This window comes from Microbacterium sp. NPDC012755 (assembly GCF_042901325.1).
Lineage (GTDB): Bacteria > Actinomycetota > Actinomycetes > Actinomycetales > Microbacteriaceae > Microbacterium > Microbacterium natoriense.
In genome coordinates, this window is sequence record NZ_JBIBCT010000001.1 from 2766645 (window position 1) to 2781729 (window position 15085).

14 protein-coding genes are annotated in these 15085 nt (G+C 68.5%); 10 read left to right on the top strand and 4 right to left on the bottom strand.

Going from position 1 to position 15085, the window contains the following annotated elements; genetic code table 11:
- Positions 1-46 precede the first annotated feature (46 nt).
- The 6 genes from ACFY5A_RS12810 to ACFY5A_RS12835 all read left to right on the top strand — a co-directional run bounded on the left by ACFY5A_RS12810 (position 47) and on the right by ACFY5A_RS12835 (position 7855).
- Positions 47-1507, top strand: a complete 1461-nt coding sequence (locus tag ACFY5A_RS12810) for an aspartate ammonia-lyase (protein WP_341942411.1) — start codon at positions 47-49, stop codon at positions 1505-1507.
- A gap of 163 nt (positions 1508-1670) precedes the next feature.
- Positions 1671-2936 carry an extracellular solute-binding protein gene (locus tag ACFY5A_RS12815; RefSeq protein ID WP_341942410.1) on the top strand — a complete coding sequence of 422 codons (1266 nt, stop codon included), beginning with the start codon at positions 1671-1673 and terminating at the stop codon, positions 2934-2936.
- 4 nt (positions 2937-2940) lie between these two features.
- On the top strand, positions 2941-3891 hold the full coding sequence (locus tag ACFY5A_RS12820) for a sugar ABC transporter permease (RefSeq protein WP_341942409.1): 951 nt from the start codon (positions 2941-2943) through the stop codon (positions 3889-3891).
- A gap of 4 nt (positions 3892-3895) precedes the next feature.
- Positions 3896-4783 (top strand): carbohydrate ABC transporter permease, encoded by an 888-nt coding sequence (locus ACFY5A_RS12825; protein WP_105674584.1) that lies wholly within the window; start codon positions 3896-3898, stop codon positions 4781-4783.
- Positions 4784-4829: 46 nt separating this feature from the next.
- Positions 4830-6668 carry a glycoside hydrolase family 3 protein gene (locus ACFY5A_RS12830; RefSeq protein WP_387234539.1) on the top strand — a complete coding sequence of 613 codons (1839 nt, stop codon included), beginning with the start codon at positions 4830-4832 and terminating at the stop codon, positions 6666-6668.
- 53 nt (positions 6669-6721) lie between these two features.
- Complete coding sequence (locus tag ACFY5A_RS12835; RefSeq protein WP_387234542.1) at positions 6722-7855, top strand: LacI family DNA-binding transcriptional regulator; 1134 nt, start codon at positions 6722-6724, stop codon at positions 7853-7855.
- Between the two features lie 12 nt (positions 7856-7867).
- On the opposite strand, the gene ACFY5A_RS12840 is transcribed toward ACFY5A_RS12835, so the two are convergent.
- Both ACFY5A_RS12840 and ACFY5A_RS12845 read right to left on the bottom strand, forming a co-directional pair.
- Positions 7868-8737: a fumarylacetoacetate hydrolase family protein gene (locus ACFY5A_RS12840; protein WP_387234545.1), complete on the bottom strand. Its 870-nt coding sequence runs from the start codon at positions 8735-8737 to the stop codon at positions 7868-7870.
- Positions 8738-9256: 519 nt separating this feature from the next.
- Positions 9257-9421 (bottom strand): hypothetical protein, encoded by a 165-nt coding sequence (locus ACFY5A_RS12845; protein ID WP_387234549.1) that lies wholly within the window; start codon positions 9419-9421, stop codon positions 9257-9259.
- 87 nt (positions 9422-9508) lie between these two features.
- Between ACFY5A_RS12845 and ACFY5A_RS12850 the strand changes: the two genes are divergently transcribed.
- Together ACFY5A_RS12850 and ACFY5A_RS12855 are read left to right on the top strand one after the other, a co-directional pair.
- Complete coding sequence (locus ACFY5A_RS12850; RefSeq protein WP_387234552.1) at positions 9509-10249, top strand: PrsW family intramembrane metalloprotease; 741 nt, start codon at positions 9509-9511, stop codon at positions 10247-10249.
- A gap of 12 nt (positions 10250-10261) precedes the next feature.
- Positions 10262-10963, top strand: coding sequence for an alpha/beta hydrolase (locus ACFY5A_RS12855; protein ID WP_341942403.1), 702 nt, complete (start codon positions 10262-10264; stop codon positions 10961-10963).
- A gap of 158 nt (positions 10964-11121) precedes the next feature.
- On the opposite strand, the gene ACFY5A_RS12860 is transcribed toward ACFY5A_RS12855, so the two are convergent.
- Together ACFY5A_RS12860 and ACFY5A_RS12865 are read right to left on the bottom strand one after the other, a co-directional pair.
- Entirely contained in the window at positions 11122-11832 is a 711-nt protein-coding gene (locus ACFY5A_RS12860) for a cache domain-containing protein (protein ID WP_387234556.1), read from the bottom strand.
- 35 nt (positions 11833-11867) lie between these two features.
- Entirely contained in the window at positions 11868-12665 is a 798-nt protein-coding gene (locus tag ACFY5A_RS12865; RefSeq protein WP_105674571.1) for a FadR/GntR family transcriptional regulator, read from the bottom strand.
- A 116-nt stretch (positions 12666-12781) separates the two neighbouring features.
- Here ACFY5A_RS12865 and ACFY5A_RS12870 point away from each other — a divergent pair, with 116 nt between their 5' ends.
- Together ACFY5A_RS12870 and ACFY5A_RS12875 are read left to right on the top strand one after the other, a co-directional pair.
- On the top strand, positions 12782-13852 hold the full coding sequence (locus tag ACFY5A_RS12870; protein WP_387234559.1) for an ABC transporter ATP-binding protein: 1071 nt from the start codon (positions 12782-12784) through the stop codon (positions 13850-13852).
- A 46-nt stretch (positions 13853-13898) separates the two neighbouring features.
- Positions 13899-15083, top strand: coding sequence for an extracellular solute-binding protein (locus ACFY5A_RS12875; RefSeq protein WP_387234562.1), 1185 nt, complete (start codon positions 13899-13901; stop codon positions 15081-15083).
- Positions 15084-15085: the final 2 nt, after the last annotated feature.

Genomic DNA, 15085 nt, shown 5'->3' on the forward strand with positions numbered 1-15085 from the left:
GGCATCCCCCATACTTCTCACTCGCCACGACCCACAAGGATGTGACATGGCTTCTGCCGCGCCCTCCCTCACCCGTACAGAGACCGATTCCCTCGGGAGCATGGAGATCCCCGCCGACGCGTACTGGGGCATCCACACCGCCCGCGCCGACGCGAACTTCCCGATCACGAAGCGCCCGATCTCGGTGTACCCCGATCTGGTGGTCGCCCTCGCGATGGTCAAGCAGGCCAGTGCCCGCGCGAACCGCGAGATCGGCGTCCTCGACCACGAGCGCGCAGACCTGATCGATCGTGCGGCGCAGCGGGTGATCGACGGAGAGTTCCACGACCAGTTCACGGTCGGAGTCATCCAGGGCGGCGCCGGCACCTCGACAAACATGAACGCGAACGAGGTCATCACCAACATCGCGCTCGAGATGGCAGGACGGGAGAAGGGCGACTACGCCTTCCTGTCGCCGATCGACCACACGAACCGCAGCCAGTCCACGAACGACGTGTACCCGACCGCCGTCAAGATCGGACTGTCGCTGACGCTGCGCTCGCTGCTCGAGGAGCTCGACCTCCTCCGTCGCTCCTTCCTCGGCAAGTCCCGCGAGTTCCACGACGTCCTCAAGGTGGGACGCACGCAGCTCCAGGACGCCGTGCCGATGACGCTCGGTCAGGAGTTCCACGGCTTCGCCACCACGCTCGGCTACGACCACTCGCGCCTCACCGAGAACGCGTCGCTGATGTTCGAGATCAACATGGGCGCGACCGCCATCGGCACCGGCATCACCACCCACCCCGACTACGCGCCCGCCGTGCTCAAGCATCTGCGCGAGATCACCGAGCTCGACCTCGTGACCGCCGGTGACCTCGTCGAGGCCACCAGCGACACCGGTTCGTTCATGTCGTTCTCCTCGACGCTGAAGCGCAACGCGATGAAGCTCTCGAAGATCTGCAACGACCTGCGACTGCTGTCGTCGGGGCCGCAGGCGGGTCTCGGCGAGATCAACCTCCCCGCCATGCAGGCCGGGTCCAGCATCATGCCCGGCAAGGTCAATCCCGTCATCCCCGAGGTCGTCAACCAGGTGGCGTTCGCCGTCGCCGGCGCCGACATGACGGTCACGATGGCCGCGGAGGCGGGACAGCTGCAGCTCAACGCCTTCGAGCCCGTCATCGCGCACTCGATCTTCCAGTCGATCACCTGGATGCGCCAGGCCATGTGGACGCTCCGCGTGAACTGCGTCGACGGCATCACGGCCAACCGCGACCGTCTCGGTGCGATGGTGGGAGCCTCGGTGGGCGTCATCACCGCCCTCACCCCGTTCATCGGCTACGCGGCGGCCGCAGCCCTCGCGAAGACGGCGCTGCTGACGAACCGCAACGTCGCAGACCTCGTCGTGGAGGCCGGGCTGATGTCGCGCGACGAGGTCGCGAAGCAGCTCTCCCCGGCGCGTCTGTCCGGGCTCGAGGCCGTGACGGCGGCGATCCCGATCATCACCCCGGATGACCTCGTAGAGATCTGATCCCCTCTCCTAACAGCCCCGGCGCACCGCGCCGGGGCTGTTCTGCGTTTCGGGAGCGGGGTGCGCGCGGCAGGGGTTGCCGATCGGGAATCTATGCGCTTAGATAGCAGGACATGCGAGTTTAAGCGCATAGATTCTGAGCGAGCGATTCGAGGAGGAAGACGTGAAGTTCACGAGCGTACTGGGGGGAGTGGCGGCTCTGACCGCTGCAACCCTGCTGCTGAGCGGATGCGGGCGTACGGATGACGCCGCATCCGGACCCGGCGAGACGACGACGATCGACGACGGACCCGCGACGGGAACGATCTCCATCTGGGCGATGGGAGCGGAGGGCGAGGCCCTTCCTGACTTCGTGAAGGCGTTCCAGAAGGAGAATCCCGATGTGAAGATCGACGTGACGCCGATCCCGTGGGATGCCGCGCACAACAAGATCCAGACCGCCATCGCCGGTGGCAACACCCCCGACATCGCGATGATGGGGACGACCTGGATGGCCGACTTCGCCGACGCCTTCGCGACGGTTCCGGAGCAGATCTCCACCGACGGCTTCTTCGAGGGAGCACTGAGCACGACGAAGGTGGGCGACCGCGCCGCGGGGGTGCCCTGGTACGTGGACACTCGCGTGCTCTACTACCGCACCGACATCGCGGAGAAGGCGGGCTGGACCGAGGCGCCGAAGACCTGGGAAGAGCTGTCGCAGATGGCCGCCGACATGCAGAGCAAGGGCGGCTCCACGTGGGGCATGCGCCTGCCGGCGGGCAACGACTCCTTCCAGGGCGCCATGTGGATGCCGTGGTCGGCCGGGGCCGAGCTCACCGACGGCAAGAAGTGGACTCTCGACACCCCCGAGATGACGAAGGGGCTGGAGTACTACCAGAGCTTCTTCACGGACGGCATCGCCGACCCGAACGTCGACACCTCTCCCGGCGCGACCGAGGCCGAGTTCGTCGACGGCACGGCGCCGATGGTCGTCGAAGGGCCGTTCCTGCGCGGCCAGCTCGAAGCCGTCGGCGGCGAAGGCTTCGCCGACAAGTACACGACGGCGGTGCTTCCGGCTCTCGACGGCTCCGTGTCCTTCAGCGGCGGAGCGAACCTCGTCGTGTTCGACGGCAGTGACAACGCGTCATCCGCGTGGAAGCTCGTCGACTGGCTGAGCCAGCCGAAGACGCAGGCCGCGTTCTTCGAGGCGACCGGTGACCTGCCCGCATCCACCGCGGCGTGGAAGGAGTCGGCCGTCGCCGGCGATGCCGGACTCGCGACGTTCGGCACGCAGCTGGAGACCGCCAAGGCGCCGCCGGTGACGACGAGCTGGGTCAAGGTCGCTGCCAAGGGCGACCAGGCGCTGGAGGCCCTCCGTCGTGGGACGGGCGACGTCGCCGACGTCCTGAAGACGCTGCAGGGCGAAGCGGACACCATCGGGCTGGACTGAGCCGATGTCCGCATCCAGCGCCACCGCCGCGAGGGCCGTCCGCGGCCCTCGCGGCGAGGGGAAGCGAAGCCTGGGCGCGGTGCGTCGCAGGCGTCAGGCCTTCGTCGCCTGGGGCTTCGCCCTCCCGTTCGTCGTCGTGTTCGCGATCTTCATGCTGTTCCCGATCGTCGGATCGTTCGCGATGTCCTTCACCGATTTCACGGCGCGCGACATCAGGTCCCCGTTCGCGGTGAACTTCGTGGGTCTCGAGCAGTTCTTCACCCTGTTCGCCGACTCCCGATTCCTCACCTCTCTCGGGGTCACCGGCATCTTCGTGCTCGTCGGCATCCCGATCACGATGATCGTGGCTCTCGCTCTCGCTCTCGCGCTCAACAACGGGCGCGGACGGATCGTCTCGTTCTTCCGCGTGGGCTTCTACGCGCCCGTGGTGACGAGCATCGTGGCGATCTCCGTGGTGTGGCGCTACATCCTGCAGCCGGACGGGCTGCTGAACTCGGCACTCGCGCTGGTCGGAATCGACGGCCCCAACTGGCTCAACGATCCCGCCTTCGCGCTGCCGTCGCTCATCATGATGGCGGTGTGGCGCAACGTCGGCACGCTCATGGTGATCTTCCTCGCGGGGCTCCAGGCCGTGCCGGAAGACGTGAACGAGGCCGCCACGATGGACGGCGCCTCGCCCTGGCGTCGTCTCATCTCGGTGACGCTGCCGCTGCTGCGGCCGACTCTGCTCCTCGGAGCCGTCCTCATCTCCGTCGGCTACCTCCAGTTCTTCGAGGAGGCCTTCGTGATGACCAAGGGCGGCCCGCTGGACTCGACGCTCTCCGTCGCCTTCTACACGTATCAGCAGTTCGGCTTCGGGGAGTACGGCCTCGCATCGGCGGCGAGCTACGTGCTCTTCCTCGCAATCGCCCTGATCAGCCTGCTGCAGTTCCGGCTGCTCCGTTCGAAGGACTGACGCCATGACGACCTCCACGCTCGCCCCCGCTGCGGATGCTGCGGCGCACCGCCGTCCGAAGCGGCGCCGCTCGACGGGCCGCAGCGGCCGCGCACTCACCTACACCGTCCTGGCCGTCGGACTCGTGCTGTGGTTGATCCCCTTCGTCTGGATGGTGCTGGGCTCCGTCAAGACGCAGGGGGAGATCCTCCGCCGACCGCCGACCTGGTGGCCGGAGAACCCCACGGGCGAGAACTTCGCCGCCTGGTTCGGTCCGCTCGACTTCGGGCACTTCTTCGTGAACAGCCTCGTCGTCGCGGTGGTCACCGTGCTCGGCAACATGGTGTTCTGCTCGATGGTCGGCTATGCGCTCGCCAAGATGGAGTTCCCCGGCAAGAAGGCGCTGTTCGGGCTCGTCATGGTCACCCTCATGGTGCCCGGCGTCGTCACGTTCGTCCCGCTGTTCGTCATGGTCTCCGCGCTCGGTCTGGTGAACACGTTCCCCGGACTCATCCTGCCCTTCCTGACGGCGCCGATCGGGGTGTTCCTCATGCGGCAGTTCATGCTCGGCATCCCCGAGCCGCTGCTGGAGGCGGCTCGACTGGACGGCGCAGGAGAGTGGCGCATCTTCACGCGCATCGTCATGCCGCTGTGCGGGCCGCCGCTGGCGACCCTCGGCATCCTCACGTTCCTGTCCTCCTGGAACAACTTCCTCTGGCCCCTCGTCGCGGCGCAGACGCAGGAGATGTACACGCTCCCCGTCGCCCTGTCGCTCTACTCGACGGGACAGAATGCGACCGACTACGGCCTGCTGCTCGCCGGCTCGGTCCTCGTCATCACGCCGATCCTCCTCCTGTTCGTCTTCCTGCAGCGCTGGTTCATCCGCGGTGTCGCGACGACCGGGCTGAAGTAGACGGCATCCCTCGTCATCTCCCCGTCCCACGGAAAGCAGGACACGCATGAACCCCCACCTCCGCACGTCGAGCGACGGCGTCGAGTACCGCGATCTCAACGGAAACGGGACGATGGATCCGTACGAGGATCCGCGTCTGTCTCCCGCTGAGCGCACCGAGGACCTGCTCGGACGCCTGTCCGTCGAGGAGAAGGCCGGGCTGATGTTCCAGACGGTCATCGAGATCGGGCCCGACGGCGAGGTGCTCGAGACCCCGGGCGCGATCTCCAAGTCGCCGACATCGGACGTCGTGCTCCGCAAGCACCTCAGCCACTTCAACGTGCATGCCATGCGGACGGCGCGCGACGGGGCGCGCTGGAACAACAACCTGCAGCGCCTCGCCGAGCAGACGCCGCACGGCATTCCGGTCACGATCAGCACCGACCCGCGGCACGCCTTCGTGGAGAACACGGGAGTCGCCTTCTCCGCCGGTCCGTTCTCGCAGTGGCCGGAGGCGATGGGGCTCGCCGCGATCGACGACATCGACCTGATCCGGCGCTTCGCCGACACGGCGCGTCAGGAATACCTCGCCGTGGGGATCCGTGCGGCGCTGCATCCGCAGATCGACCTGCCCACCGAAGCGCGGTGGGGGCGTCAGGCGCAGACCTTCGGCTACGACGCCGACCGCGTCTCCGAGATCACCGCGGCGTACCTGCAGGGCTTCCAGGGCGAGACGCTCGGCGCGCAGAGCGTGGCGTGCACCACGAAGCACTTCCCCGGCGGCGGACCGCAGCTGGATGGGGAGGACGCGCACTTCCCCTACGGGCGCGAGCAGGTCTACCCCGGCGGACGCTTCGAGGAGCATCTGAAGCCGTTCGTGGAGGCCATCAGGCAGGGCACCGCCGGCATGATGCCGTACTACGGGATGCCCGTCGATCTGGTGCGAAACGGCGAGCGCATCGCCGAGGTCGGCTTCGGGTACAACCGTCAGATCATCACCGACCTCCTCCGCGAGGAGCTCGGCTACGACGGCGTCGTCGTCACCGACTGGGAGCTCGTCAACGACAACCACGTCGGAGATCAGGTGCTGCCGGCGCGGGCATGGGGCGTCGAGCATCTCACGCCGATCGAGCGCATGCGGATGCTCCTCGACGCGGGCGCCGACCAGTTCGGAGGGGAGGAGTGCGTGGAGCTGCTCCTCGAACTCGTCGCGTCCGGTGCGGTTCCCGAGGCGCGGCTCGACGAGTCGGTGCGGCGGATCCTGCTCGTGAAGTTCCAGCTGGGCCTGTTCGACGACCCGTTCGTCGACGAGGACGAGGCCGAACGCATCGTCGGATCGGCCGCCTTCCGCGCGGAGGGCTTCCGGGCGCAGGCGGAGTCGGTCACCGTGCTCGAGAACCGCGACGGGATGCTGCCGCTCTTCGGCGGCGCGCGCCCCCGCGTGTACGCGGAGGGAGTGCGCGAGAGTGCGCTGGACGAGTACGCGGACTCGGTGCCGCGTCCGGAGGACGCGGATCTCGCGATCGTGAGGATCGGAGCACCGTTCGAACCACGCGACGACCTCTTCCTCGAACGATGGTTCCATCAGGGGTCCCTGGAGTTCCCTCCCGGACTGGTCGTGCGCCTGCAGCGCATCGCCGCGCACTGTCCGCTCGTGGTGATCGTGAACCTCGACCGCCCCGGCATCCTCACCCCGCTCGTGCCCTTCGCGTCCGCGCTGGTCGTCGACTTCGGGACCTCGGACGAGGCGGTGCTCGCGGCTCTCTCCGGGAGGATCGCGCTCCGCGGAACCCTGCCCGTGGAGATACCCCGGTCCATGGAGGCCGTGCGCCGATCGAGGGCCGATGTTCCCGGGGATACCGCTGATCCGCTGTACCCGCTGCGCAGCGGACTCACCCTGAGCTGACGGCGGCCGGAGTCTGCGGCCGTCAGTAGAATCGCCCAGAGAGCGAGGTGTCCATGGCGTCCAGCCGCCCCACCGTCTACGACGTCGCCGAACGCGCCGGCGTCTCCATCGCGACGGTGTCCTTCGCATTCCGCAGGCCTGAGAAGGTCCGCCCGGAGACGAGGGATGCCGTGCTGGAGGCGGCGCGGGAGATCGGCTACGTCCCGAGCGGTTCCGCCCGCAACCTCGCCAGGGGCCGCACGGGTGTCCTCGGTCTCCACCTGTTCGATCTGCTCCTCGACGGGCCGCAGGACGGCGCTCTGCCGCAGCAGCCGGGCGCCCACGAGAAGCGCGTCGACATCGAGACGCTGGATCTCGACGCGGGGCTCGTGCCCTGGGATGCCGCGGAGGACGCCCGCCTCAGCGAGCCCCAGACGTTCCCGCTCTACGTCGACGAGGTGCAGCGCGGCTTCGTGCTGGAGTGCAAGCGCAACGGCCGCGCCGTGCTGCTCAGCACGGGCGGGACGGGACTGTCCGACGTCGCCGACACCGCGGGCCGGGTGGACGGGCTCGCGGTGCTGCCGGGGAAGTCGGCGATGGCCTCTCTCGCCTCCGTGGCGTCGAACCTCCCCGTCGTGGTGCTCAGCAGCGAGACCGGCGACGGCCACCACGTTCTCGTGGACAACGTCGGCGGCGAACGACTACTCATCGATCACCTCGTCGACGTGCACGGCGCGTCGACGCTGGGGTGGATCGGCGCGCGCCTCTCGCACGACTACGCGGAGCGCGGGGACGCGTTCTTCCGGATCCTCGCCGAACGCGGAGACGCCGTGACGGGGGAGCAGCTCGACGAGGTCGATCTCGACATCGCGCCGGACTTCGCCGACGTCGTCACCCGTGCCCGCGCGGGCACCCTGCCGGATGCTCTCGTCTGCGCGAGCGACCAGGTCGCCATCGCCCTCATGGACGTGCTGCGCGCCGAGGGCGTCGAGGCGCCTCGCGATGTGCTCATCGTCGGATTCGACGGCATCCTCGCGGCTCGCACGACGACGCCGACGCTCACGACGATTCGACAGCCGATGGAGCTGATGGGCAGGATCGCCGCGCACCTTCTGTTGACGGACCCCGGCGACGGCTCGATGGCGCCGAGGACCGTGCGCCTCGGCGTCGGGCTCCAGCGCGGTGAGAGCTGCGGCTGCGCCGGCTGACGGCGACCGCGGTCAGTCGATCATGCGGCAGTGCGTGGTGAGTTCGCCGATGCCGTCGATGCCGACCGTGACCGTGGAGCGGTCGCGCAGGAAGATCTGCGGGTCACGCGAGTAGCCGGCGCCGCCCGGGCTTCCGGTGGAGATCAGCGTGCCGGGCAGCAACGTGAGCGACTGCGACAGGTGCGCGATGAGCTTCGCGACCGACCGCACCATCTGCCCCGTGGTGGCGTCCTGCACGGTGTGGCCGTCGACGACGGCCCAGATGTGGAGATCCTGCGGGTCGGGGATCTCGTCAGCGGTGACCGCGAACGGACCCGTCGGGGTGAACCCGTCGAAGGACTTGCAGCGAGACCACTGCGCCTCGGCGAACTGGACGTTGCGAGCCGTGATGTCGTTGACGACCGTGTAGCCCCAGACGTGGCTCAGGGCCTCGGCCTCGGCGACGTCCTTCGCCGGCGTGCCGATGAGCACACCGAGCTCCGCCTCGTAGTCGACCGCTTCGCTGAGCGCGCGCGGCCAGGTCGTCGTCTCTCCGTGACCTGTGAGCGAGTTGGGCCACAGAGTGAAGACGGTGGGGGCGGCATCGGTCTTCAGACCGAGCTCGCTGGAGTGCGCGGCGTAGTTGAGACCGACGGCCAGTACGGCCGGCGGCGCGAGGACGGCGGATGCGAACGCCCACTCGTCGAGCGGATGACGCGGCGCTGACGCCGACGACAGCGCGGAGCGCAGGGCGTCCAGGGTCTCGTCGCCTCCCTCGATCAGCTGCTGCAGGGTGGCAGGAGGGTCGGACAGGAGATCAGAGACGAGGATGGCGTCGGTGCCCTCCACGACCGCGAGATGAGCGGCGGGGGAGTCGGCACGGCGCAGATGAGCGAACCGCATACCTCTACGGTAGCCGCCATGCCGCTGCGCTGCCTGGAGGAAGTCGCCATGACGGGAGGATCCTGATTGTGGCCAATATGCTGTGCCTATGAGTTCCGGAGGACCGTTCCAGCCATCGCCGTACACTCCGCCGCCCGCCGGGCAGCCTCAGCCGGCGCCGCAGCCCGGTCCGCCGGCGGCGCCCGCTCCGCAGTACGCACCCCCGCCGCAGCCGCCCTACGGCGCACCCGCACCGCACTATGCGCCGCCGGCGCAGTCGCCTCAGCCGCCCTACGGCGCACCCGCACCGCAGTACGGTGCTCAGCAGTACGCCCGGTCGGACTACACGCCGGCGGCCTTCGCCCAGCAGCCGGTCTACGGATCGGTGCTCGCCCAGCCCACTCCCTACGCGCCTCCCGCTCCCGTCGCGCCGTCGCCGGCTCAGGGGCTCCCGTCGCTCCCGGCGCCGCGGCGCGGCGGCCGCATCGCCCTCTACTCCCTGTTCGGCGTCCTCGGCTTCCTGCTGATGGCTCTGATCGGCTACTTCGCGATGTTCCTCGGCACCTGGGCATCCGTCATCGGGCTCGTCCTGGCGCTCATCCCGCTCACGATCGTGTTCTTCGTCGTGCGCATGATCGACAGGTGGGAGCCGGAGCCCAAACTCCTGGTGTTCTTCGCGATCGCCTGGGGCGCGATCGCCGCCATCGGGCTCACGCTGCTCGTGGACTTCGGTCTCAGTGCTTTCTTCGGCCCGCCAGCGACGCGGCCGCTGCGGTCGTGCAGGCGCCCGTCGTGGAGGAGTTCTGGAAGGGCGTCGGCGTCTTCCTCATCTTCCTCATCGCCAGGCGGAGCTTCGACGGGCCGGTCGACGGCGTGGTCTACGGCGCGCTGGTCGGCGCCGGGTTCGCGTTCACCGAGAACATCCAGTACTTCGCGATCAGCCTCATCGAGGGCGGAGGTCCCCAGCTGACGATGACCTTCGTGGTGCGCGCTCTGATGTCGCCCTTCGCCCACGCGATGTTCACCTCGCTCACCGGCCTCGCGATCGGCTTGGCGGCGCGTCGTCACGCGTCAGCGGGAGCGGCCCTCGGGTTCGGGGTTCTCGGCTGGATCGGCGCGATGCTCCTGCACGCGCTGTGGAACGGCACCGCCACCTTCTCCGACTTCTTCCTGCTGTACTTCACGCTGCAGGTGCCGCTGTTCGTCGGCTTCATCTTCGGGATCGTCGCGCTCCGTCGGGAGGAGGCGCGCCTGACGCGATCGCGTCTGGGCGAGTACGCGGCGGCCGGATGGTTCACCCCCGAGGAGGTGAACATGCTGGCGACCCCCGGTGGCCGCAAGGTCGGCATGAGCTGGGCCGCGCAGCTCCGGGGCGACAGGCGTCCGCTGATGCGCGAGTTCATCAAGGACGCGACGACGCTGGCATCGGTGCGTCAGCGTGCGATCACCGGGCGGGATCCGCTCGCCGCGCAGGACGAACAGGCGCTCCTCGTGCGAACCCGCGCCACCAGGGCAGCACTGCTGGCGTACTGAGCGGAGACGGTCATGAGCGCGTTCCTCCTCATCCACGGCGCCGGCGACGTCGGCTGGTCCTGGCACCTCGTGGGGGCCGAGCTCCGCGCGCGCGGCCACGAGGTGTTCGCGCCCGATCTGCCTGGGGGCGACGAGACCCAGGGGTTCGCGGACTACGCCGACGCCGTCGTCGCGGAGGTGGGGGAGCTGCACGATCTGGTCGTGGTGGGGCACTCGATGGGAGCCTTCACCGCTCCCATCCTCGCCGAGCGGTTGTCGGCCGACGTTCTCGTGCTCCTCGCCGGCATGATCCCTTCGCCGGGGGAGTCGCCCGACGAATGGTGGTCGCGCACCCGCTGCGGCGACGCGGTCGCCGCAGCCGCGGAGCGCGACGGAGGTCTCACGGGCAACGAGGATCCCTTCGTGAGCTTCTATCACGACGTGCCGCGCGAACTCGCCGAGGAGGCGATGAGCAAGGAGCGCGCGCATCCGTCTTCTGCCGCGATGGCGGCGCCCTGGCCGCTGGCCGAATGGCCCCGCGTGAGCACGAAGTACATCGTCTGCACCGAGGATCGCTTCTTCCCGCCGGAGTTCCTCAGGGCGCTCGCACTCGAGCGGCTCGATGTCGTCGCGGATGACATCACGGGGAGCCACTGCGTTCCGCTCAGCCACCCCGTCGAGCTCGCGGTGATGCTCGAGGGCTACGCCGCAGAGGCCCGTTCCGGACGGGAGTGAGCGGGCCGAGGCACCGGTCGCAGTGATACGTCGTAGCAAGACTCAGCGCCCGGTGCTGCGGCGATGCCTGCATGTCTACCGGGCGCTGAGTTGATCTGTAAACAGGGTGCACCCGGTGCTCTCGGGTGTCAAGAGGTTTCTTCGCGCCCCCTTCGGGGTCAGACCTCCTCGACGATCACATCGAGGGCCACACCCTCGCACGCGATCCGGGGGAGAGCGGCGAGCCGACTGCCGCGCACCGAGTCGCCCGTCGCGCACCGCGGATCGGTCGAGACCACCACGCGTCCGACACCGTTGGTGAGGGTCACCTGGTGGCCGAGTGCCATGAAGCGCGGTGTGAGCTCCTTCTCGACGGCGGCCACGAGCAGATCGAGGCCGGCGACGCCGATGCGCTCCCCGTCGATGTCGGCGGGGACGGCGATCGTGATGGTGTACTCGTCGCTGCAGAGGTAGTCCACGTACGGGCCGGCGACGTGCGGCTCTCCCGTGGTCATCGGCACGCGATACCACTCCAGGGCGCTGTAGTCGATGTCCTCCTTGTTCACCGTCTGGGAGGCGAGCACCAGCTGACGGTGGTCGGCGCCCTGCCACCACGCGAGGTGGCTGCGCGCGTCGGCGAGGAGATCGATCGCGGCGATGAAACCCGCTCCGTACACGGGAACGCCGGGCAGCTCGAGGGATGCGAGGGCGTGCGGCTCGACGAGCGCATCGATCCTCGCGCTGGTGAGCGGGCTGGTGGCGCGAACGTCCGCCACCTGTGCTGCGAACAGGGGAGCCCAGGCGCGCAGCGCGCGGATGGGCTCGGAGAAGTATCCCCGGACGATCTCGGCCGCGGCCTCGACCGCTGTGGTCTCGGTTCCTGTGGTCATCGCGTCCTCCTGTGCACGTCGATGTCGGTCATCTGTCAGCCGGCTGCAGCCTGCAGCTGGATGAGTGCGTCGATGGTCTCGGAGACCATGAGCTCGGTCCTGGCGCCCGCGGCATCCGGATCCGCGGCCTCGACCGCGTCGATGACGGCGGCGAGATGCCGGGCCTGTCGCAGTCTGTCATCGCTCTCCGACGCGACCAGGCGGAGGTACGGCGAGAGCTCTGCCTGCAGCTTCATCTGCTCCCTGGTCAGGCGCGCGGACTGGCTCAGCGCCACGATCTCGATCTGGACGTCGTCGAGGAGACGGCGCTGCTGATCGCCGTCCAGCTCGCTCAGCCGCTCGATGCGCCGCCGCACCTGCTGCGTCTCCGTGGGATCGGCTCGGCGTGCCGCGAGACGCACGCAGGCGCCGGTGATCGCCGCGTAGTGCGCGCCGAGATCGCGCAGCGCCACGCGGGAGGTCGACCGGACGGCCTCGCGGGCGAAGGAGAGCGGGTCCGCGTGCTCCGCGACGAAGCTGCCGCCGTTGCGTCCGCGCCGTGTCGTGACGAGCCCGCGCCCGCGCAGGGCGAGGAGCGCCTCGCGGACCGTGACAGGAGCGACTCCGAGGCTCTTGGCGAGATCCGCCTCGGTGGGAAGCCGTTCGCCGGCCCGCAGATGGCCGCGGGTGATCGCGTCGACGAGCCTGCGCTCGACGAGCTCGGCGCGGCCCTCGTCTCCGATCGGCTGGAAGAGCGCCCCCTGCAGGCGGTGAGGATGCTGCTGCACGCGGCTCTCCGGCGCCGTCGCAGCGGAATCGGCGGCGGCCTCTGTGGGCGCTGCAATCGGTTCCATCCTCAGATTCTCCACCCTTGTCGGTGAACGCGACAAAATCGGTACTTGAAATATTACCTCTGTGTTTATATGTTTAGGAAACCTTCCGAGTTCGACGTTGATCCGAGGAGCGCGAGATGATCGCCACAGCCCCCGTCGCCGACGCAGTCGCCGATCCCCCCAAGACCGATGGCACCGTGACTCTGCACGGCGTCACGAAGTCGTTCGGCGAGTTCACCGCCGTCCGCGACCTGGAACTCGAGGTCGCATCGGGGGAGTTCCTCTCGATGCTCGGTCCCTCCGGCTCCGGCAAGACGACGGTGCTCCGCATGATCGCCGGGTTCGAGGATGCGACGAGCGGCGTCATCCGCCTGTCCGGGGTCGACGTCACCCGCACGCCGCCGCACGCGCGGCAGGTGAACACGGTCTTCCAGGACTACGCGCTGTTCCCGCACCTCACCATCGCGGAGAACGTGGGATACGGGCTCAAGGTGAGGGGAGAGGGCAAGGCCACGCGCACCGAGCGCGTGCGTCGTGCGCTCCAGCAGGTTCGTCTCGACCATGTCGCCGGCCGACTCCCTCATCAGCTCTCCGGAGGACAGCGGCAGCGCATCGCCCTCGCCCGTGCGCTCATCCTGCGTCCGCAGGTGCTCCTGCTCGATGAGCCTCTCGGAGCGCTCGACAAGCAGCTCCGCGAGCAGATGCAGATCGAGCTCAAGCAGATCCAGCGTGAAGTGGGCATCACGTTCATCTTCGTGACGCACGACCAGGAAGAGGCGCTCACCCTCAGCGACCGCGTCGCCGTCTTCAACAACGGACGGATCGAGCAGATCGGGACAGCACGCGACGTCTACGAGTTCCCTCAGACGGAGTTCGTCGCGCGTTTCCTCGGTCTCTCCAACCTCATCGGGGGCGACCTCGCGGGAGAGCTCACGGGCGACAGCCGCACGATGAGCATCCGGCCGGAGCGCGTTCGGCTGCTCGGCGTCGACGACGCGCACGACGAGGGCGAGGTCTCGCTGACGGGGGCCGTCCGCGAGGTCGTCTACACGGGGCCGGCGACGCGATTCCTCGTCTCGACGGACGCCGGAGCCGACATCATCGCCGAACGCCCGAACGCACACCACCCCGCGGCGGGAGCCGCCTTCGGCCGCGGGGACCACGTCCGTGTCGCGTGGACACCTGACCATGCGGCGCGGCTCCCCTGAAACACCCGTACACCCACCTGCAGCACTGATCACAAAGGAGCGATCCATGCGTAAGAAGATCCTGACCGTATCGGCGATGACCGCCGTCGCCGTGCTCTCCCTGTCCGCCTGTTCCGGAACGACCGACGCCCCCGCGGAGGGGGGAGGCCAGCTCGAGATCGACGTCCCCGACATCCCGATGCAGAAGGAGCTCGGCGACTATGAGGGAGAGGTCAACATCGTCGCCTGGAGCGGTTTCGTCGAGTCCGACTGGAGCGACGCGTTCACCGAGGAGACGGGGTGCGTCGTGAACCGCCGCGTCGCCGGCACGAGCGACGAGATGGTGCAGCTCATGCGCACGGGGGACTACGACCTGGTGTCGGCCTCGGGTGACGCGAGCCTCCGCCTCATCGCCGGCGGCGATGTGCAGCCGCTCAACCTCGAGCTGATCCCGAACTTCGGCGACGACATCGTCGAGGGGATGAAGGGGCAGATCTACGACACGATCAACGGCAAGTCCTACGGCATCCCGATCGGCCGCGGCGCGAACATCCTGCAGTACGACAGCGAGGTCGTCACCGAAGAACCCACCAGCTGGGACGTGGCCTGGGAGAAGGACAGTCCGTATGCGGGCAAGATCATCGCCTACGACGCGCCGATCTACATCGCCGACGCCGCGGTCTACCTCATGGCGCACGAACCGGAGCTCGGCATCAAGAACCCGTACGCCCTGGACGAGGAGCAGCTCGCCGCCGCGGTCGACCTGCTGAAGCAGCAGAACGGCATCGTCTCGGAGTACTGGGCCGATCCTGCTGCTCAGATCACCTCGTTCGCCGGCGGCACCACGGTGCTGGGCACGTCGTGGGAGGTGCTGCGCAAGCTCACCGAGGACGACAGGTTCAAGAGCGTGCTGCCGGAGGAAGGGTCGACCGGATGGTCGGACGCGTGGATGCTCGCTGCCGAGGCGAAGAGCCCGAACTGCGCGTACGCGTGGATGGACTACGCGTCCTCGCCCGAGGTCAACGGCGCGATCGCGATGAACTTCGGCATGGCGCCGGCGAACGCGGCGTTCTGCGACACGAGCGACGAGGCGAAGGCGCACTGCGAGTACTACAACGCCACGAACGAGGAGTACTTCAAGAAGGTCTGGTTCTGGACGACGCCGATCGAGCAGTGCATCGACGGGCGGACCGATGTGACCTGCACCAACTTCCAGCAGTGGACCGACGCCTGGTTGACGGTCAAGAACTGATC